Origin of the sequence: Imperialibacter sp. (genome assembly GCF_040222385.1) — a bacterium.
Lineage (GTDB): Bacteria > Bacteroidota > Bacteroidia > Cytophagales > Cyclobacteriaceae > Imperialibacter.
In genome coordinates this window covers 188963-208638 of sequence record NZ_JAVKDF010000017.1, presented here as the reverse complement: position 1 = coordinate 208638, position 19676 = coordinate 188963, and the positions used below count along the sequence as shown (strand labels likewise).

The following is a 19676-nucleotide window of genomic DNA, read 5'->3' as shown; positions in this document are numbered from 1 at the left end:
AAGTTTGGCGGAAAGCCTTACTTTTGCGGTTCTTCATGAAAACTCAGTTGAAAATATTAAGCAAGAAGAAAAGCATCACATTGGCAGTGGGTCTACTGGCTGCCGTGGTAGTGGCATGCACGTCTGTTTTTCAGTTCAGCTTAACCTCTATTGATGCTGATGTTAATAAAAGTGAAGTCGCTCAGACCCAGGGTGACACAGACAATTTGCAGTTTGAAGCCCACCGGCCGGCCGACGATAATACTGATTCGCAAAAAACAGTATATAAGATCCAGGCTGTTTCGCAGGGAATCCAACTGCATGTGACTTATACGCCCATCGTTTGGGAGTCGTTCGACGTTGATTTACCTGAATTTAAGGCGGAGATTCCGCAGCAGCTATATAAAGCGGGTTGGGAGTATTTTAGGGTACTCTTCACAGACATTATAGCTGCAAACGCCCCTTAGGGAACCCCTTTCCCTGTAAGGCCGAGTCTGGCCTGCTGATAATCTCATACATACTGCCCACGAAATAGCCTTTAGGGCTAATCACGTAAAAAGTAGAGGAATTTTGTGCGGCATGGTGATGAGCTATTAAATAAACTACTGAAAAATAAACATAACACTCATGAAAAATAAAGGTGGAATAATACTACTTACCGTAGTTGTTTCCTTACTATGTATCTATTACCTCTCCTTCACATTCGTGTCGAAGGGAGTACAGCGCAAGGCCGAGCAGTATGCGACCGACGCCTCTGGGACAATTAATTTTACCAAAAAACAACAGTACCTGGATTCGGTTTGGAATGAGCCAGTCTACAATTTTTTGGGTATTGAATTCACATACAAAGAAATAAAGGAGACTGAATTAAACCTCGGCCTTGACCTTCAGGGAGGTATGCACGTAACCCTTGAGGTGTCGCCGATTGAGATTGTAAAGGGGCTGAGCGGTGATAGCAAGGATCCGGCTTTCATCGCATCGCTGAATGAGGCGAGGCAAGTAACCCTGACGTCTCAGGCCAGCTTTGTTCCCGAGTTCTATGCTGCCTATCAGCGGAATGCTCCCGGTCAAAAGCTAAGCTATATTTTTGCCAATGCAGCAAATAGGGGGCGCATCAGCCTTCAGTCTACTGACGAAGAGGTGCTGGAAATCATCAATTTCGAAGTTGAAAATGCAATTGATCGTTCTTTTCAGATTCTGCGTACTCGTATCGACAGGTTTGGAACATCGCAGCCAAATATTCAGAGACTGCCGGGCACAGGCCGCATTCAGATAGAATTACCCGGAGTTGATAACCCTGAAAGGGTTCGCAAGCTTTTACAGGGTGTTGCGCAGCTTGAGTTTTGGGAAGTAAATGAAGTCAATGACATTTTCAGCACACTTTCGGCTATCAATCAGCTGGTTGTTGACGATGAGAAAGCAAAGAATGCTGAAGTAACTGTTTATCCAGACTCGAGCGCCGCAGAGTCAACCACTGCATCAAATGACCTGGCTGACTTACTTTCTGACTCAACGGCTGACGATTCTACAGATTTGGCTGCTCAGTTGGAGTCAGATACCTCTGACATATCAGCGCTGTCGAGCGGACAGTCACCACTTTTCAGCTTGATGAAAGGTGGTTATGGGCTGATGTATGATGTGAAGGACACTGCCAAAATCAACCGCATTTTTGAGCGCAAAGACGTGCAGGGCATGATTCCTTCAACGATGAAATTTCTTTGGGCAGTAAAACCGACGCAAATCGACGAATTTTCAACCGAGGAACTTCTGGAGCTATACGCAGTAAAAACGAGCAGAGGTGGCAGAGCCCCTCTTACCGGCGAAGTAATCACGGATGCCCGTCAGGACCTGGATCAAAGCGCCAGGCCGGCTGTGAGCATGCAAATGAATGCTACAGGGGCAAAAGCCTGGAGAAAGCTTACCAGCGAGAACATCAATCGGCGGATTGCCATTGTACTTGACAATTACGTTTATTCAGCGCCAATGGTGCAGGGTGAAATACCTAACGGTAGCTCTTCTATTACCGGCACATTTACACTGGAGGAAGCCAAGGATTTGGCCAATGTGCTAAAGGCCGGTACACTTCCGGCACCGACGACTATCGTGGAAGACGTAGTAATTGGGCCGACGCTTGGTAAAGAGGCTCAGCAGCAGGGAATCATATCAATTGTGGCTGGTTTGGCCATTGTGATCATTTTCATGGTGGCTTATTATGCCAAGGGTGGTTTCATCGCCAACCTGGCACTTGCCTTCAACGTGTTCTTCATACTTGGGATTTTGGCCCAGCTAAGTGCCTCACTCACCCTTCCGGGTATTGCGGGTATAGTGCTTACCATTGGTATGGCGATTGACGCCAACGTGTTGATCTTTGAAAGGATTCGTGAGGAGCTAAGAGGCGGTGCCTCTATTAAGCAGGCAATCTCTGGGGGTTATGAAAAGGCTTACAGCTCTATCATTGACTCCAACGCTACCACCTTCCTTACTGGTCTTATCCTTTATACGCTGGGCCAGGGACCTGTGAAAGGCTTTGCCATTACACTGATGATTGGTATTGTTTGTTCATTCTTCTCAGCTGTATTCATCACAAGAGTAATTGTGGAGTGGTGGTCTAAGAAAGGTGATGAGAGTAAGATTAGCTTTGACTCACCTCTTTCGAAGAACTTCCTACAGGACACAAAAGTGGATTTCATAGGAAAGAGAAAATTGGCTTACATTTTCTCAGGCACGTTCATTGCGCTGGGTATAGTAGCTTTTATTATCAAAGGAGGCCTAAGCATGGGTGTTGACTTCACTGGCGGGCGCTCTTACATTGTGTCGTTCGCTTCTCCCCAGACGCCATCAGAGATGAAAGTGAAGCTGTCAGACTCCTTTGATGGGCAGAGCACAGAAGTGAAGTGGTACGGCGGTGACAATGTGCTGAAAATTACAACTAGCTTTTTGATCAATAATGAATCGGACGAAGCCGACTTGCAAGTGAGGGAAGCTTTGATCAGCGGTGTGAGTAGCATCACCGGGTTCCAATATACCGAGGACGATAGTAAAGTGGACGATACACATTTTGCTATTTCGAGCTCCTCGAAAGTAGGTGCAACAATTGCAGATGACATAAAGGCTTCGTCTACGGAGTCAGTGATTTTCGCTCTGATTACCATCTTCCTTTACATACTGATACGATTCAGGAAATGGCAATTTGGCCTGGGCGCCCTGGTGGCTCTGTTCCACGACGTGCTTTTCGTGCTGGCGGCTTTGGCGATTGCGAACTTGTTCGGCCTTTCTTTCGAGGTTGATCAGGTATTTATAGCAGCCATGTTGACGCTGATCGGTTATTCAATCAACGATACCGTGGTGGTGTTTGACCGGGTGAGGGAGAATATGCAATTGAGACCGTCAAGCGATAACAAGACAGTGTTTAACCTGGCACTAAACGAAACAATAAGCAGAACCACCATCACTTCTGCTACCACCCTGTTTGTGGTATTGATTCTTTTCTTGTTCGGCGGAGCAGTCCTCAAAGGGTTCTCTTTTACCCTATTGATTGGTATTTTGATAGGAACGTACTCTTCGTTGTTTATTGCAACTCCGGTTGTTTTAGACTTTGAGAAGAAAAAGAAGTAAAAGTGTAAACCGTCGCTAAGAGAAGGAGTACAGGAATGTGCTCCTTTTTTTATTTTTCTTACATGAGAAAGATGTATGCTGATGTTGATCGTTTAGGTCAAAGTGAGCTGGATACCTTTGTATAGATCTTCAAGGTCTTTTGATCCAGCTATAAGAATATAAAAAAAGGGAAGCAGTTGTTAACTGACTTCCCTTTACTTTTTTTATTTCAGATCAACCACGGCTAAATCTTGACTTCATCCAGGTTAATAAACTCAATCTCCCGGTTGTCGTTGAGCGACACCCCAATGACTGAGTCCTTTTGTACCTTGCCTGCAAGAATCTGCTTCGACAGCTCGTTGAGAATTATTCTTTGCATCACTCTCTTTAAAGGCCTGGCACCAAACTGAGGATCAAAGCCCATTTCACCAAGGTAGTCCAGTACGTCTGCCGAAGCCTCCAGTTTTATACCGTTTTCTTCCAGTCTCCTCTGAATCAGCTTAAACTGTATTTCGACAATTTTTCTAATGTCCTTCTTATTCAACGGCTCGAAAAGAATGGTCTCGTCGATCCTGTTGAGGAACTCTGGTCTCACAGATTTTTTCAAAAGGTCAAACACATTCTTTTTCACTTCCGCCAAAGTGGCTTCTCTGTTCGAGTCGTTCATGGTGTCGAAGGCATCCTGAATAATGCCAGAACCAATATTGGTGGTCATGATGATGATGGTGTTCTTAAAATTAGCGACTCTTCCCTTGTTGTCGGTGAGCCTTCCATCGTCAAGCACTTGCAACAGGATGTTGAACACATCGGGGTGCGCCTTCTCAATTTCGTCCAGAAGGATGACTGAGTAAGGTTTTCTCCTCACCGCCTCTGTCAGTTGACCTCCCTCATCGTAACCCACATATCCTGGAGGAGCTCCAATAAGCCTGCTCACAGCATGGCGTTCCTGGTACTCACTCATGTCTATTCTTACCATGGCGTTGTCGTCGTTGAACAGGTACTCGGCCAGCGCCTTTGCCAGCTCGGTCTTACCAACACCAGTCGTACCCATGAAGATAAACGAACCTATAGGCCGCTTAGGATCCTGAAGACCGGCACGACTTCGCCTGACAGCATCAGCCACCGCCTCAATGGCTTCACTTTGTCCGGCCACTCTTTTTCCAAGTTCTTCTTCCAGCTTCAAAAGTTTGTCCCGGTCGCTCTGAAGCATCTTGCTTACGGGTATACCTGTCCACTTACCTACTATTTCGGCTATGTCCTCGGCCTCAACTTCTTCTTTCAAAAGCGAATTTCCTCCCTGAAGTTCCTTTAGCTGCTCCTGGAATTTTTTGAGCTTTTCTTCGCTCTCTACAATTTTCCCATAGCGAATCTCGGCTACCCGCCCATAGTCGCCACTTCTTTCGGCTTGCTCTGCCTCCAGTTTGTATTTTTCGATGGCTTCCTTTTCGTGCTGAATGCCTTGAATCACAGACTTTTCATGCTGCCATTTGGCCTTGAGTGCATCCCGTTGTTCGCTCAGGTCGGCAATGGTTCTTGAAAGCTCTTTTTCCTTCTCCTTGTCTTTTTCCCGCCGAATAGCTTCTCGTTCAATCTCCAGTTGCATAATACGCCTGTTCAGCTCGTCCAGTTCCTCGGGAAGTGAATCGATTTCAATCCGAAGTTTCGATGCTGCTTCATCCATTAAGTCGATGGCTTTGTCGGGCAAAAACCTGTCAGATATATATCTGCTTGAAAGCTCAACTGCGGCTATCACAGCGTCATCCTTTATCCGAACTCCGTGGTGCAGTTCGTATTTGTCCTTAATGCCCCGGAGGATCGATATGGCGTCCACTACAGACGGCTCGTCTACGACAACCGCCTGGAACCGTCTTTCAAGGGCTTTGTCTTTCTCAATATATTTTTGATACTCCTTGAGCGTGGTGGCCCCGATCGCATGAAGCTCTCCTCTTGCCAACGCAGGCTTCAGCAGGTTGGCTGCGTCCATTGCTCCTTCGCCTCCGCCACCGGCGCCAACAAGGGTATGTATTTCGTCTATGAAGAGGATAATTTGCCCGTCGCTGTCGATCACTTCTTTGATCACTGCTTTTAGCCGCTCTTCAAACTCACCCTTGTATTTGGCGCCAGCCACAAGTAGTCCCATATCCAGAGAGATAAGGACTTTCTCCTTCAGGTTTTCCGGCACGTCACCGTCCACAATTCTTTGAGCCATCCCTTCAACAATGGCGGTTTTACCCACCCCCGGCTCACCCAATAGTATTGGATTATTCTTAGTCCTTCTGGAAAGGATTTGCAGCACCCTTCTGATCTCTTCGTCCCGTCCGATAACCGGATCTATCTTGCCCTGGCGGGCCATTTCGTTGAGGTTTTTCGAATACCTCTCCAGCGATTTATACTTTGCTTCGGCGTTTTGATCTGTTACAGTGTTGCCACCTCTGAGTTCCTTGATGGCCAACTTCATTTCCTTCTCTGCAAACCCAGCCGACTTCATCGCAGTTGCAATTTTATCCTTGCTACTAAGTAACCCAAGAATGATATGCTCAACGGCCACAAATTCGTCACCGAACTCTTTGAGATAGCCGACAGCCTTCTGTAGGGCCGCCGCTGATTCATTAGAGAGATAGGGCTGTGATCCTGAGATCTTAGGATAGGAATTTATTATTTCCTCAATTTTTTCGTCCAGATTTAGCCTGTTGATGCCTAATTTCTTCAAAAGAAAAGGCATAACATTCTCATCTGTCGACATGATTGCTTTGAGTAGATGCGCTGGCTCTATAGCCTGCTGCTCATAACTTTGAGCGACCTCGGCCGCCTTTTGAACAGCCTCCTGTGATTTTATAGTGTAGTTATTGAAGTTCATCTCTTTTTCTTTTGTGCTTATCCATAGGTCAAATACCGAACCAGGCCGCAATAGGATTATTTTTAGGTCAAAATGACAGAAAAACTAGATCATCCGTCGACTTTTCAGACAATTTGGCGTATTCAAGCTTCATAAAAATGTAATACCAATTCCATTCTTTATTTCTTATTTTCAGGCCGAAATAGAAATCTTGAATGGAATCGGTAGCAGAGGATAATTTAGAGCAGCCACCCAAGGCGACGAAATTTGAAAAACTTTTGCTTTGGCTGTCACTGTATGTGGTGGTGGAGTTATACGTGAGTTCAGTCACAGAGTATACTCCGCTGGTAGACGATATAACATATTATGTCGATTTCGCCATATGTATGATTTTTCTGTATGACTTTTTCAACGGGCTTTGGAAGGCAGAGAATAAGTGGAAGTTTGTTGCCAATAACTGGGTAGACTTTGTTGCTTCTATACCGACAGTTGGATTTCTCCGGGCGGCTAGGATCTTTAAGATTTTCAAGCTCTTACGGGTTCTCCGATCAGCAAAGTACGTTTTCCAGTTTTTTAATAGAAAGACTTCCTTTAGCACCTTTCGGAACGTGGTCATTCTTAATATAGTTGTTGTGTTGCTTTTCACGATCAGTTTCTATCATGCCGAGCGAGATTCTAACCCTCATATCTCCACGTTCACTGATTCCCTGTGGTGGACAACAATTACCACTATGACAGTTGGCTTTCTGCAGGATATACCACCCGTGACGCCTGAAGGAAAGGTGCTTTCTGTCGTTCTTATTTTTGCCGGGATGATTATTGGTGCTACCATGATTGCAACGATTACTGACTATTTTATTGAGGATGAAGATATTCAGGTGAACGTTAATCGGGTGCATGATAAGTTGATGGAGGTTGAGAAGAAACTAGATACGCTTACTGAGAAGCTGGAAGAGTTGTCCAAATCCCAAAAGAATGGAAATCAATAGACGGAAGTTTTTAGTGAAAGGCGGATTGGGGCTGGCTGGTGGCACAGCCGGAATGCTTACTGCCTGCACTGAGGAAAAGAAGCAGATTGAAACTCCATACATCAATTTTAACAAGTCGTTTGAGTGGAAAATGGTCACCACCTGGCCTCCAAATTTTCCTGTAGTGGGTGAGGGCTGCGTGATGATGTCGAAATGGGTGGAAACCATGAGTGGTGGGCGCCTAAAAATAAAAGTTTATGGCGGAGGAGAGCTGGTTCCGGCGTTGGAGGTGTTTGACGCCGTAAGCAGCGGCGCCGTTGAGATAGGCCATGGTGCCTCCTATTACTGGGCCGGCAAGGTACCGGCTGCCCAGTTTTTCGCCGCTGTTCCTTTTGGCATGAACGCTCAGCAGATGAACTCCTGGATCATAAGCAGCGGGGCCATAGCGTTGTGGGAGGAACTGTATGAGCCCTTCAGGCTGGTGCCCATGATCGCCGGGAATACCGGCGTACAAATGGCGGGCTGGTTCAACCGGGAGCTGAACACAATGGACGACCTGAAAGGCCTGAAAATGAGGATTCCCGGGCTGGGTGGAAAGGTGTTGTCGGAGGCTGGCGGCACGTCGGTGCTGCAGGCTGGTGGCGAAATTTACACCAACCTTGAAAGAGGTGTGATCGATGCTGCCGAATGGATTGGCCCCTATCATGACTACCTGATGGGATTTCAGAGAGTGGCTAAGCACTACTATTATCCAGGTTGGCATGAGCCAGGCTCGGTGCTGGAGCAGATGGTGAACAAAGACAAATTTGAGGCACTTCCAACAGATCTGAAAGAAATAGTGCGGGCAGGGGCGTCTAAGCTCAATGAATGGATGCTTGCTGAGTTTGACGCAAAGAACAGTTTGTACCTTAAAAAGCTCCGGGAGGAAGAGGGAACGGATATCAGAAAACTTCCCGATGTGATTTTGAGGGAGCTAAAGAAAATAAGTGATGTGATGCTTGGTGATATGGCGCAAAGCGATCCCGTTGTCAAAAAAGTGTATGACAGCTTTACAATGTTTCGAGATCAGGTGAAACCCTGGTCAGATATTAGCGAACGAGCTTTTTATAATGATGTGCTAGGCCAGTAGGACTTTTTTTCATCTACTTTTTGAGCAGGTTCGGTAAAAAGGAAACAATCTCTGGAAAGAGAACTACAAGCAGAAGAAATACAAGCTGTATCAGGACAAAAGGAACAATGCCTCTATATAGTTGCCCGGTGGTGATATGTTTTGGTGCTACTCCTTTCAGGTAGAAAAGTGAGAAACCAAAAGGTGGCGTGAGGAAAGAAGTTTGGAGGTTGAGGGCCAGCAATATTCCAACCCACACCAGATCAACGCCAAGCTTGGCAAATATTGGTGCCACCACTGGCACGATGATGAATATGATCTCGATAAAGTCGATAAAGAACCCAGCGACAAACACGGCGAGCATCACCACAAACAAGAACGCATTAACAGACAAGTCGGAATTCTCGATGAGTTGAATAAGGAATCGGTCGCCCCCTAATGCCCTGAAAACCAACGAAAATGCGGTTGCGCCAATGAGAATTGTAAAGACCATTGTGGTGAGGTGCGTCGTTTCTCTCATCACCCCTTTTAACACGTCGAGGTTGAACTTGCCCGACATGATTGTGAGCAAGGTTGCTCCAAGGGCACCAACCCCTGCCGCCTCAGTTGGCGAGGCTATGCCCGCAAAAATGGATCCCAGCACAGCTACAATCAGTAGGAGAGGAAGTACGAAGGCTTTGATCACCTGCCCTGTGATTCCTTTTTCTCTGAAAGCCCTGATTTCCTCTTCTGGCATGCCGGGAGCCTTGTTTGGTTTAACTATGGCATACCCCATTATGAAAGCCAGGTAGCAAAAAACCAGTGCCACGCCGGGCACAACGGCAGCGGTGAAGAGATCCCCAACGGAGACGTTGAGCACGCTGCCCAGTAATACCAGAACCACAGATGGCGGGATAATTTGACCTAAAGTGCCGGCTGAAGCGATGGTGCCTGTTGCCAACTCAGGACTAAAACCCCGCTTGAGCATGGTTGGTAAGCTAATAAGCCCCATGGTAATGACAGTAGCCCCAACAATCCCTGTGGAAGCTGCCAGCATGGCACCAACCAGCACAACCGCCACGGCCAATCCGCCCTTGAACTTGCCAAAAATGAGCGCCATGGTCTCGAGGAGGCTTTCTGCCAGGCCGGATTTCTCCAGCATAATTCCCATAAAAACGAACAAGGGTACAGCTATGAGAACAAAGTTGTTCATGGTGCCATAAATTCTCAGCGCCACCAGATAAAAGAAGTCGGCATCGAAAAAAATAAGGCCAAAAATTACTGAAAGGCCGCCTAATGTAAATGCCACTGGAAATCCCCAAAGAATAAAAATGAATATCAGACCAAACAGTACCAGCGCCCAAACTTCATTCATGGTCTTGGTTTTTTGATGGGTTCACAATGGTGGCCAACGATTTAAGAGCTACCGAAATGCCTTGTAAAAACAAAAGAGAGAAGCCGATTGGGATAAAAGCTTTAATGATATAGCGGGCAGGAAGACCACCCGGGTCAGGAGAATTTTCTCTGATGATCCACGAATTATAGACAAAAAGCAGGGAGGTCTTGATGATCACTACACATATTGGCAGAAGAAATAGCAGCACTCCAAGGAAGTTGACATATGCCTGCTTCCTGGGCGACATTTCCCCATAAAACACATCGACCCTTACATGCTTGTCATGTTTGAGTGTGTAGCCGGCACCAATTAAGAAGATGGCTGCGAAAAAATGCCATTCCAGCTCAAATACGGAAGCAAAGCTGACATTAAAAATATACCTCATTGCTACATCGAAGCAAAAGACCAAGACCATGATGCCGGCCAGCCAGGAGATAAGGCGTCCAGTGTACTCATTCAGTGCATCAATCCTTTCTGAAATAAGGGTAAGTAGGTGCATATCAACTTTTGTGGAATGAAGATATGGTTTTCCTTTTGAAGGGCAAGGCTACATTTGCAAGAGAGCCCGGTAAATGATTTGCAAGGTGTTTAGTGAGTGGTTTGCGACTTGAGCGAGGCCAGTTCAACCGTTAGTAGTCGGAAGAAGGGCAAGTCAGATGAAGAATCCTGCTATCCTTTAATCTACTCATCCCAGAAAAGACAAAAAGAAAACCCCGGCAATTGCCGGGGTTTAAGTGTCTAAAGATCATCGTCAAGTCACTGATTCACGTTTTGCAAGCGCACACCTGAACCATATTTAACTGTCAACTCAAATACTTCTCCAGAAACGGCGTAAACGCTGGTAGGTCCGGAGTAGGCTCCAAAAGCGCTGTTGTTCAACTCTTCCAAATAGCCGGAGCCTTTGTCAGTTACTGTCCAGTTAGTGCTCCACTGAACCTCTCTGGTTCCCTGAGTTGTGAAATCAAACAATTGCACGGCGGCGCCTGTTCCAGGAGAGGTTGCCAGAGTAGGCATGATTGTTACGCCGAATACTCCAGTGTAACCCATACCACCATCTTCGTTGAATAGGCCGCCAATGGTTCCATCTGAATTGATATCAACATCAGCCGAAGCCATCATAGCCATTGGCTCAACAATTTCTAGGACGGGAGCGGCGTAAGAGATTCCAGTTCTCAAGTTGGTTACTGTTCTTGTCAAGATCAGGTTCCCTGTGCCGTCGATTCCAAGAAGATCGTCAAGGTTGCCTGTCAAGCCTGTTCCGGCCTCTGTATAAGAGATTACGTCTGTGTCAGTTGCGCTAGCGTCTGGGAAGCTTGCAACGGTTGTGTTATACCAGTTTACCGCTGGCAAAATAGTGTAAGGTACGGTAATACCGGTGTTGTCAATCGCTATAGTATATTCAAACCCGGTTGCTACCACGTCCACAACTGGCAAGGCAGCTCCCGTGCCGCCTCCAGCAAAAGTTATCCCTGTGATGGGGGCAGAATACCCAACTCCTGTAGTAGTAGTTTGAATAGCATCTACTCTACAGTCGCAAGTAACTGTAATTGTTGCAGCTGTGGTCGGAGCAACGGCAGGAGCTACCTCTACTACAGTAACTTGATAGCCAGTTACACCGAAAGCGTTAAGGTTATCACTGCCATTGGTAAGGATATTTCCACCGGTTTCGTCTATGGTTGGCAGAACGCCGTTTCCAGTACCATCATCCACGGCGGTTTCAGTTACTGTAACAGTCTGAAGGACTGTAGCGCCGGAAAGTACATCAATAGTAATGTCATAGTCTTCACCAATTGTATAGCCAACACCACCAGCAACCGTTAGATCAAGGTCGCCAATAATAGACGTCTGAAGCGCAATTGGCGTGGTAGGGGTAGTAGCAGTTGCTACAGCAGCTGTGGGAGAAATCTGAACAGTACCACCGTCACTGATAATGTCGAATTCAACGTTTCCAGAGTTAGGAGTAGCACCTGCATTGCCATCAATAGTAAATCCGATATTTAAATCCCTAGGAACCACCGTAAACGTCAAATTTGCGCCATTTCCAGCGCCCGTAGGTGCAGGGAATACAGCTTTGGCACCAGCAATAGAAATTGATGGGGAGAACGTGCCGCCGTTTACGGGCCCGTATCTCGCAGGCACGGTAGCAAGTTCTGGAGTAACAGGTAAATCGTCTCTCGTATCAATAACGATAGTTTGGTCAGCTGTTACGTCAGGTACCATTAGTGTGTATGATATTCCGTTTTCATTTGCTGGCAATAACATGCTGAACCTACCTGTTGTATTGTCCACAATAGCTGAGCCAATTCCCTCACCGCTAAACCTTACGTCGTAAATATCAACAGATGAGTGGAAAAAATTTTGGGCACTTTCGTAGTCGAAATCTGTACCATCGAGATAGGCAACTATAGTCACATCCTGTGGAACTTCAGATGCCGAGTTGGTAAGATCAGTTTCGATAGTTGCTGTGCCATTCACAGTGGCAAATGTTCCGCTTGCGCCATCTGCTGAAAGCAGAACGATGCGGGTAGTCTCATGTCTTCCTAATGGATAAATGTAGCTTCCAATTTGGAAGTATTCTTCACCGCTGGAAATAGTTCCTAAATCCAGTATGTAAGAAACGCCAACGAAGCCTGCCAAAGTTACCTGAACAGGGCTTGCTCCTATGACAATATCATTGATAATAACCTGGCCGGTGGCATCAGTGACTGCATCCACACGGGCTGCAGGGTTACTGCCTCCAACTGAAACGGTAACGCCTTCCAGTGGCGCACCACCCTGATTTTCAATTGTTAGTGTGTAGGACGCCAAAAGACCTGCCTGACGCAAAGCTTCAGTATTTTCATCTTTCAGCATACCAGCAAGCTGATTTGAGAATACCGCCATCAAAGAGTCATTCTCACGCATAAGCTCATACTGAAGAATCAGTTTCTCCAGATCAAAGCTTTGCTGCGCAGCAGCCAATTCAGCTTGCTTGTCGAGGAAGTCCTCCTCTGTAAATTCATCTTCGCACGACGTAAAGGTGAATACACCCAGCGCCATTATTACGAGTAAAAAATTGAGTTTAATTGTTTTCATGATTTTATGAAGGTTTGTTTTTTTAAATCTTTAAAAGAAATACCCAAAGTTGATACTGAGAGTGGATGGAATAAGTCTTCCTCCGGTACCAGGATAACCTGAATAGATGTTAATGTTGTCTAGTCCGTGGCGATAGCGTATTTCCTGATAAAAGGATTTACCGTTGCCCAGGTCATACTCCAGTGCGAAACCAGCATGGCCAGCGAACTGGTGGCTTTGCATACTGCTGGTAATGTTTTCACGAGAGTTGGAATGAATACCTGTGGTGCCATTAGCAAAATTGTAATAGTTATCCCGTGTCTCAAATGAGGCCACTGAATAACCATAGCTGGCTCCAATCAGGATTTTTGGAGAAACAGAGCTTCCCGATGTTGGAATGCTGATTACTGCCATCACAGGCAGCTCTGCATTTTTTATCGACACTGATCTGTTCATAAAAGTGATTGAAGACACATTTCCCTCGATTTCAGAATAATCAACGGTTCTGTTCTCCAAGCCACCACCGATACCCATGTACAGCAACTCACCCCGGACCGCAATCATTTCTGTCACCTGATAGTTGCCAACTGCGCCAACATTTACATCAAGTGTCATGCCTGTCTGACTGAACTGGTTTAGGTTCGCACCAACCTTTGCCCCAATACGGAAAGGGCTAAAGGCACTAAGTCCATCATCCTGTGCGGACGCATCATGGACCCACAACCCACATAATAGGAATATTAAGTGGGTGCTTCGCAAACGCCTTAAGCGTGAAACAAAACTTCTCATATATTATATAGTTAAGAATGGTTTAATTACGCAGTTCGTATAAGTGACTAAAGTCTAAAAGTAACCACAACAGATTTCGCTCGAAATACCCATTTCTAGGTATTTTATCATTATCTAATCCAAAAGTTCAAAAAACACGGGACATGAAATAGGGAAATTTTTATTTGTTAGTCAAGTTTTAGCAAAAGTACTTTGTCAATTAGTATTCGCTATTTTGTGTATGCAGCTAATTTTCCCATCAAATGCTCCTTTTTTCTTGTAGCCACAGGAAGGGTCGTTCCGTCTTTCAGCACAATCGAACCACCATCGGCCTTGTCGAGACGAAGAAAAAACTTAAGATTGACAAGGTGAGACTGGTGTGCACGAAAAAACTGATTTGAAGAGAAGAGGCTGTCAAAATCTTTCAGCGTCTTTGAGATCAGCAAGAACTTGCCATTGGCTAAATAGAACTTAGTGTAGTTTCCCTCAGCCTCACACCTCACAATTTCATCCGTTTCAATTAAGTGAATGCTATCATGATCCTTCAGCAGCACCCTTTTGGGCAGACGCTCATCTCTTGAGTTTTCAAGCAATAATTTGAGAGAAAGTTTGTCGGAATGGGCTTTTACGGATTCTCTGGCCTTGGATACTGCATAATTGAGTTCGCCTGGATCAACTGGTTTCAGCAGGTAGTCTACCGCACTGAACTTAAAAGCCCGGATGGCGTATTCGTTGTGCGCAGTGACAAAAATGATTTTGAAGTCTATCGTCTCAAACTTTGAGAGTAAGTCAAATCCCGTGCCTTCATTGATTTCGACATCCAAAAAAACGAGATCGGGTTTTTTAGCGCTGATCACCTCAAACCCAGTACTAACCGAGGCTGCCTCACCTACTACCTGGATATCAGGGTGTGAAACCTTCAAGAGAGCTCTTAGCGCCTCTCGCAGTGGGGCTTCGTCATCAACAATGATTGCTTCCAACTAGTCTTTAACAGTTAGTATGTGATAAGCTTATTGAAAAGTAATAATAGTGAATCTTTTGTGCCCGGGCCAACTCGTTTGAGTCTGAAAGGTCTCCTGGTTAATTTTCGTCTTCCATTTAAGAATTTTAATGGTCACAGCCGTTCGGATGACTACCAAGTCCGATGGTGCTTATTGGCAGCAAGTAAACAGGCCGAAGGAACTTCGTAAGACCCGGGAAGGTTAGCTGTGTGATTTGTTGTTTGTCGTCAAATCAATTCCGACCTCATTGGCTTGTTAAAACCCAAATTCCTTTGCCTCTGGCACCACTTAACAACTAATAGTCGCTAACTTTACAGCTTTAATACCCACGTATAGTGCAAGATATCAGGAAAATTTCATCATCAGAGCTCGTCGATGTTTTTAAAACATGGGGAGAACCTGCTTTCAGAGCCAAGCAGGTGAGTGAATGGCTGTGGAAAAAGTCTGCCACTTCTTTTGATGAAATGACCAACCTGTCGTTGAAGACAAGGGATATGCTGAAGGAGCATTTCAGTATTTTGGCCGTAAGCACGGCCACTAAGCAAATGTCTTCAGACGGCACTATTAAGTCCGGCTTCCGGCTGCACGACGGCCACATGATTGAGGGCGTGCTGATACCAGCCGATGATCGGATGACCGCCTGTGTGTCTTCTCAGGTCGGTTGCTCGCTTACCTGTAAGTTTTGCGCCACTGGCTACATGGAGCGCAAAAGGAATCTGGATCCCGCAGAAATTTATGACCAGGTGGTGATGATTGACAAGCAGGCAAGAGAGGCCAATAATGTACCCCTTACTAATATTGTTTACATGGGTATGGGTGAGCCTCTCCTGAATTATGCCAACGTGCTCAAGTCGGTAGAGTATATAACGTCTCCGGATGGGCTGGGCATGTCACCCAAGAGGATTACTGTTTCTACAGCAGGCATTGCCAAAATGATCAGAAAGCTGGGCGATGACGAGGTGAAGTTTAACCTGGCTTTGTCACTCCACGCCGCCAACGACGAGAAGCGCAACCAAATCATGCCCATCAATGAGTCGAATACATTGGAAGCATTGAAAGAGGCGTTGCAGTACTTCTATCAGAAAACGAAGAATAAGATCACTTTCGAGTACATCATGTTCTATAGCTTCAATGATACTTTGAAAGATGCTGAAGAGCTTTTCCAGTTTACCAAAGCTGTGCCCAGCAAGGTGAACATTATAGAATACAATCCTATTGCTGAAGCTACTTATAAGAATGCCGACCCGGAGGCACTTGATAAGTTCTCGGCCTATCTCGAAGATCGGGGTGTTGTGGTGAACGTGAGGCGAAGCAGAGGGAAAGACATCGACGCTGCCTGCGGGCAGCTGGCCATCAAGGACAAACCTACTGCCTGATCTGGTTGATCGAGGCAATTGACATCAACTGACCTTTCTATTTCTTGCTTGCATTAAAAAGCTTTTGCTTTTCTTCTTTGCTGAGGCTCTCGTAGCCGGAGTGCGAAATCTTGTCGAGGATGGCGTCAATTTCATCCTGATCGGATTTAGTATTGGATGATGAAGCTTTCTTCGCTCCGGTAAATTTTGTGCTCTTATGAGTTACCCTGATTTTTGGGGAGGGCTTGAACAAACCTTTGAACCATTCCATCACACTGACCACTGGCGTACCTATATCGTTGCCTCGTTGGAGCTGACGAATGAAGATAAAGCCCATTAGTGCACCTCCAAGGTGAGCAAGTTCACCGCCCGCATTGGCACCAATCGTTTGTGAAAAGGAAAGAAGAATATAGAAGATGGCGATGTATTTGATTTTGACAGGGCCGAGAAAGAGCAGGAAAAACGTGTAGTTGGGCATGAACGTGGCGGCTCCTACCACAATGGCATAAACACCAGCAGAAGCTCCCAGCATCACCGATCCAGCGACTCTTTCATGAAAATAGGGTATAAGATTATAAATGAGTATGTAGAAAAGTCCTCCAACTATACCACCAATCACGTACATGGAAATGGCCCGCTGGTCGCCGAGATACTCCACAATGATCTTTCCAAACCAGAAAAGAAAGAGCATATTGAAGATGATGTGAAAGAAACCTTCATGGGTGAAGAAATACGTGAGCAACGTCCATGGTTTGACTATGAAGCTGTCGATAGATGCTGGCAACATGAACTGGCGAAGAATCACCTGATAAACATCAGTGTTGCCCGACAATACCAATATCACTTTGAAAATGATCAGCGCTACAAAAATAATCACGTTGATCATGATGAGCTGGATCAGCCCATTGTTAGGCCTGCTCCAGGCATTTTTAAAGTCGTCGAAAAGTCCGCCGTTTCCGTACATAGTCTTCTAATAGAATTTGCTGGAGTTTTTTTGCCAGTATTTAATCACTATAAATGCGATGAGCATACCACCCAGGTGGGCCAGGTGAGCGACATTGTCCCCCTGAGAACGGTTTAGCTCTGAATACAATTCATAAGCCCCGTAGAAAAATACCAAATATTTTGCTTTGATGGGTATGGGAGGGAATAACAAAAATAGTTGCGTATTGGGAAAGAGCATCCCAAAGGCCATCAAAATCCCAAACACAGCTCCAGAAGCTCCCACCATGGGCACGTTTTCAATCCTCCCCATAAGGTCCTGCACAAATACCCTGCTTTGGCTGATATACTCCGGGTTGTTCGGGTTTTCTACATAAGCATCGATAAAGCTAATCAGGCTTTCGTAGTACTGGCTGGCATGCTGCACCACAAAGAGGTTGAATGCTTCCGGGTCAGGATCGGCCAGGTAGGCCATCGCATCATTTGACACAGCCGAAGTTTCAATATAGTCGATCGCAGCATACAAAACACCGGCACCGATGCCAGTGACCATATAAAAGAAGAGAAATTTTTTCGGCCCCCAAAAGCGCTCCAGCATGTTGCCAAATATGATCAGGGCAAACATGTTCCCGAACAGGTGCATAAAGCCACCATGCACAAACATGTAGGTAATGAACTGGTATGGCGCAAACGAGTCGGCCAGAATATACCGTAGCCCAAATGTAGCTGCGAAGTCCATTTTTAAAATACTTTCCAAAAAAAACACCACCAGATTTACTATCAGGAGGTTTTTCACCATGGGTGTCAGGTTGAACATAGGCGTCTATTCATTAAAGAAACTGGCAAGTCGATCAAGGCCCAATATGTACATGGTTGCCTGGCCTCCGGGAGTATAGTTTGGTTGGGAGCAAGCAAAAAGCTGATCGATCAATGAAACCATTTCTTCGTTGCTAAGCATCTTCCCATTTTTGAGCCCGGTGCGTTTGGCCATTGACCTCGCCAGATTCTCTTTACGATTTATACTCAATTCAGATTTATAAACTTTAAATTGTTCTATCAACCCCTCCAGCACTTCCTTCTCGTTGGAGCCCGAAAGTTCGGCAGGCATGCCGTTGATCACGAGGGTATTTTGGCCGAATATACTGAAAACAAATCCCAGTGCTTTCATTTCTTCTTCCATTTCCATCACTAATTGATAATCGGATGGATTGAGGTTGAGCTGCTGCGGAAAAAGAAATTGCTGCGAAGCTGCCTGGCCTTTTTCGAGGTGGTGGGTGAACCTTTCGAAAAGTATCCTTTCGTGGGCGTGCTCCTGATTGATGATCAGCAAGCCTGATTTCACCTGCTTACAAATGTATTTTTTATGAAGCTGAAACGGTGGGTTGATTTCCACTTCAAGCACTGAGGCCTGAATTTCCTGAGTAGGCTCCTCTGGCGTTGCGTCGCTGGCAAAAGTTTTAACAATAGGTTCCGCACCGGCAGGTCCCTCTTTCTTCACCTCTTCAAAAGAATATTGGGCTTCCAGGTTGGCGTCTTCGTAGAGTCTTTCCCAGTTCTTTGCATTGTTTTTACTCAACGGAGAACTGAAAGATGACGAACCGGCTGGCATAGGTCGTTTTGCCTGGCTTATCTCATCAAAATTCAGCTTGGAGCGGGTGATAGCCTCAAAGTTCACGTCGTAGTTGAAGTCCAGCGAAGGGGCAATGTTGTGTGCACCCAGTGCCTGCCTGATGGCAGATTTTACCACACCATATATCAGCCGCTCATCTTCAAACTTCACTTCAGTTTTTGTTGGGTGCACATTGATATCGATTTTTGAAGGATCCATGTCAATGAAAAGCACGTAAAACGGGTGGGTGTCTGCCGACAAAAGCCCTTCGAAGGCATTCGTGAGCGCATGATTCAAATAGTTATTCTTGATGTAGCGATTGTTGATAAAGAAGAACTGCTCACCACGGGTTTTCTTGCTGAACTCAGGCTTACCAATGTAACCATGGATTTTGATCTGGTCGGTGCTTTCATCCACCGGCACTAATTGTTCCCTGTAATTCTTGTTGAAGAGCCCAATGATCCGGCCCGATAGCTTTCCTTCCTCCAGCTGATATACCGGGAGGTCATTTTGATGAAGGGAAAATGCGATGCCCGGATGAGCCAGTGCCACCCGCTGGAATTCATCAATAATATGGCGCATTTCCACCGGGTTGCTCTTGAGGAAATTACGCCTGGCTGGCACGTTGAAAAAAAGGTTTTTTACTGACACCGTGCTGCCATGAGGCGTCACACAAGGCTCCTGTTTCTTGATTTCCGACCCTTCAATGCATATAAATGAGCCCAACTCCGACTCTTTTCTTTTTGTTTTGAGCTCGACCTGAGCCACGGCGGCAATGGAAGCGAGGGCCTCACCCCTAAATCCTTTTGTTTGAATCCGGAAGAGATCTTCGGGCGTTCTTAGCTTGGAGGTTGCATGTCTCTCAAAACTCATACGGGCATCGGTTTCTGACATACCAGCTCCATTGTCGATCACCCGGATCAGCTGTTTGCCAGCCTCCTTCACGATCAATTGAATAGAAGTGGCTCCAGCATCTACGCTGTTTTCCAGCAATTCTTTGACAGCCGATGCGGGGCGTTGTACGACTTCTCCTGCCGCTATTTGGTTGGCTAGCGACTCAGGAAGGAGACGTATGATATCACTCATT

Annotated in this window: 14 protein-coding genes; 5 read left to right on the top strand and 9 right to left on the bottom strand. The window is 45.9% G+C overall.

From position 1 onward, the window contains the following. Window positions 1-35: 35 nt before the first annotated feature. On the top strand, window positions 36-446 hold the full coding sequence (locus RIG68_RS04575; RefSeq protein WP_350119159.1) for a hypothetical protein: 411 nt from the start codon (window positions 36-38) through the stop codon (window positions 444-446). A 160-nt stretch (window positions 447-606) separates the two neighbouring features. Further along, window positions 607-3594 (top strand): protein translocase subunit SecDF, encoded by a 2988-nt coding sequence (secDF, locus tag RIG68_RS04570; protein WP_350119156.1) that lies wholly within the window; start codon window positions 607-609, stop codon window positions 3592-3594. A gap of 223 nt (window positions 3595-3817) precedes the next feature. On the opposite strand, the gene clpB is transcribed toward secDF, so the two are convergent. Further along, window positions 3818-6430, bottom strand: coding sequence for an ATP-dependent chaperone ClpB (clpB, locus tag RIG68_RS04565; RefSeq protein WP_350119153.1), 2613 nt, complete (start codon window positions 6428-6430; stop codon window positions 3818-3820). Between the two features lie 194 nt (window positions 6431-6624). Between clpB and RIG68_RS04560 the strand changes: the two genes are divergently transcribed. Then, on the top strand, window positions 6625-7398 hold the full coding sequence (locus tag RIG68_RS04560) for an ion transporter (RefSeq protein WP_350119150.1): 774 nt from the start codon (window positions 6625-6627) through the stop codon (window positions 7396-7398). Beyond that, window positions 7385-8506, top strand: coding sequence for a TRAP transporter substrate-binding protein (locus RIG68_RS04555; RefSeq protein WP_350119147.1), 1122 nt, complete (start codon window positions 7385-7387; stop codon window positions 8504-8506). The genes RIG68_RS04560 and RIG68_RS04555 overlap by 14 nt, the downstream gene beginning before the upstream one ends. 13 nt (window positions 8507-8519) lie before the next feature. Here RIG68_RS04555 and RIG68_RS04550 read toward each other — a convergent pair whose 3' ends face one another. The 5 genes from RIG68_RS04550 to RIG68_RS04530 form a co-directional block, all read right to left on the bottom strand. Beyond that, on the bottom strand, window positions 8520-9839 hold the full coding sequence (locus RIG68_RS04550) for a TRAP transporter large permease (protein ID WP_350119144.1): 1320 nt from the start codon (window positions 9837-9839) through the stop codon (window positions 8520-8522). Further along, window positions 9832-10359 carry a TRAP transporter small permease subunit gene (locus RIG68_RS04545; protein ID WP_350119141.1) on the bottom strand — a complete coding sequence of 176 codons (528 nt, stop codon included), beginning with the start codon at window positions 10357-10359 and terminating at the stop codon, window positions 9832-9834. Before RIG68_RS04545 ends, RIG68_RS04550 begins: the two co-directional genes overlap by 8 nt. A 257-nt stretch (window positions 10360-10616) precedes the next feature. Further along, entirely contained in the window at window positions 10617-12935 is a 2319-nt protein-coding gene (locus RIG68_RS04540; RefSeq protein WP_350119138.1) for a hypothetical protein, read from the bottom strand. Between the two features lie 30 nt (window positions 12936-12965). Then, the gene (locus tag RIG68_RS04535) at window positions 12966-13703 is read right to left on the bottom strand and encodes an outer membrane beta-barrel protein (RefSeq protein WP_339791242.1); all 738 of its coding nucleotides are present in this window, start codon (window positions 13701-13703) and stop codon (window positions 12966-12968) included. A 209-nt stretch (window positions 13704-13912) separates the two neighbouring features. Continuing rightward, window positions 13913-14662 (bottom strand): LytR/AlgR family response regulator transcription factor, encoded by a 750-nt coding sequence (locus RIG68_RS04530; RefSeq protein ID WP_151998087.1) that lies wholly within the window; start codon window positions 14660-14662, stop codon window positions 13913-13915. Between the two features lie 353 nt (window positions 14663-15015). Between RIG68_RS04530 and rlmN the strand changes: the two genes are divergently transcribed. Further along, window positions 15016-16059, top strand: a complete 1044-nt coding sequence (gene rlmN, locus RIG68_RS04525) for a dual-specificity RNA methyltransferase RlmN (RefSeq protein ID WP_350119788.1) — start codon at window positions 15016-15018, stop codon at window positions 16057-16059. Between the two features lie 37 nt (window positions 16060-16096). On the opposite strand, the gene RIG68_RS04520 is transcribed toward rlmN, so the two are convergent. From RIG68_RS04520 to mutL, 3 genes are read right to left on the bottom strand one after another with little or no spacing between them, the layout of a single operon-like run. Then, complete coding sequence (locus tag RIG68_RS04520) at window positions 16097-17002, bottom strand: rhomboid family intramembrane serine protease (RefSeq protein ID WP_350119135.1); 906 nt, start codon at window positions 17000-17002, stop codon at window positions 16097-16099. Window positions 17003-17008: 6 nt separating this feature from the next. After that, a complete protein-coding gene (locus RIG68_RS04515; protein ID WP_350078297.1) occupies window positions 17009-17797 on the bottom strand; it encodes a rhomboid family intramembrane serine protease in 789 nt (262 codons plus the stop codon). A gap of 6 nt (window positions 17798-17803) precedes the next feature. Further along, on the bottom strand, window positions 17804-19675 hold the full coding sequence (gene mutL, locus RIG68_RS04510; RefSeq protein WP_350119132.1) for a DNA mismatch repair endonuclease MutL: 1872 nt from the start codon (window positions 19673-19675) through the stop codon (window positions 17804-17806). Window position 19676: the final 1 nt, after the last annotated feature.

Coding starts and splice junctions, on each gene's coding strand:
- RIG68_RS04575 (WP_350119159.1), top strand. CDS start 36: ATGAAAACTCAGTTGAAAATATTAAGCAAGAAGAAAAGCATCACATTG.
- secDF (WP_350119156.1), top strand. CDS start 607: ATGAAAAATAAAGGTGGAATAATACTACTTACCGTAGTTGTTTCCTTA.
- clpB (WP_350119153.1), bottom strand. CDS start 6,430: ATGAACTTCAATAACTACACTATAAAATCACAGGAGGCTGTTCAAAAG.
- RIG68_RS04560 (WP_350119150.1), top strand. CDS start 6,625: ATGGAATCGGTAGCAGAGGATAATTTAGAGCAGCCACCCAAGGCGACG.
- RIG68_RS04555 (WP_350119147.1), top strand. CDS start 7,385: ATGGAAATCAATAGACGGAAGTTTTTAGTGAAAGGCGGATTGGGGCTG.
- RIG68_RS04550 (WP_350119144.1), bottom strand. CDS start 9,839: ATGAATGAAGTTTGGGCGCTGGTACTGTTTGGTCTGATATTCATTTTT.
- RIG68_RS04545 (WP_350119141.1), bottom strand. CDS start 10,359: ATGCACCTACTTACCCTTATTTCAGAAAGGATTGATGCACTGAATGAG.
- RIG68_RS04540 (WP_350119138.1), bottom strand. CDS start 12,935: ATGAAAACAATTAAACTCAATTTTTTACTCGTAATAATGGCGCTGGGT.
- RIG68_RS04535 (WP_339791242.1), bottom strand. CDS start 13,703: ATGAGAAGTTTTGTTTCACGCTTAAGGCGTTTGCGAAGCACCCACTTA.
- RIG68_RS04520 (WP_350119135.1), bottom strand. CDS start 17,002: ATGTACGGAAACGGCGGACTTTTCGACGACTTTAAAAATGCCTGGAGC.
- RIG68_RS04515 (WP_350078297.1), bottom strand. CDS start 17,797: ATGTTCAACCTGACACCCATGGTGAAAAACCTCCTGATAGTAAATCTG.
- mutL (WP_350119132.1), bottom strand. CDS start 19,675: ATGAGTGATATCATACGTCTCCTTCCTGAGTCGCTAGCCAACCAAATA.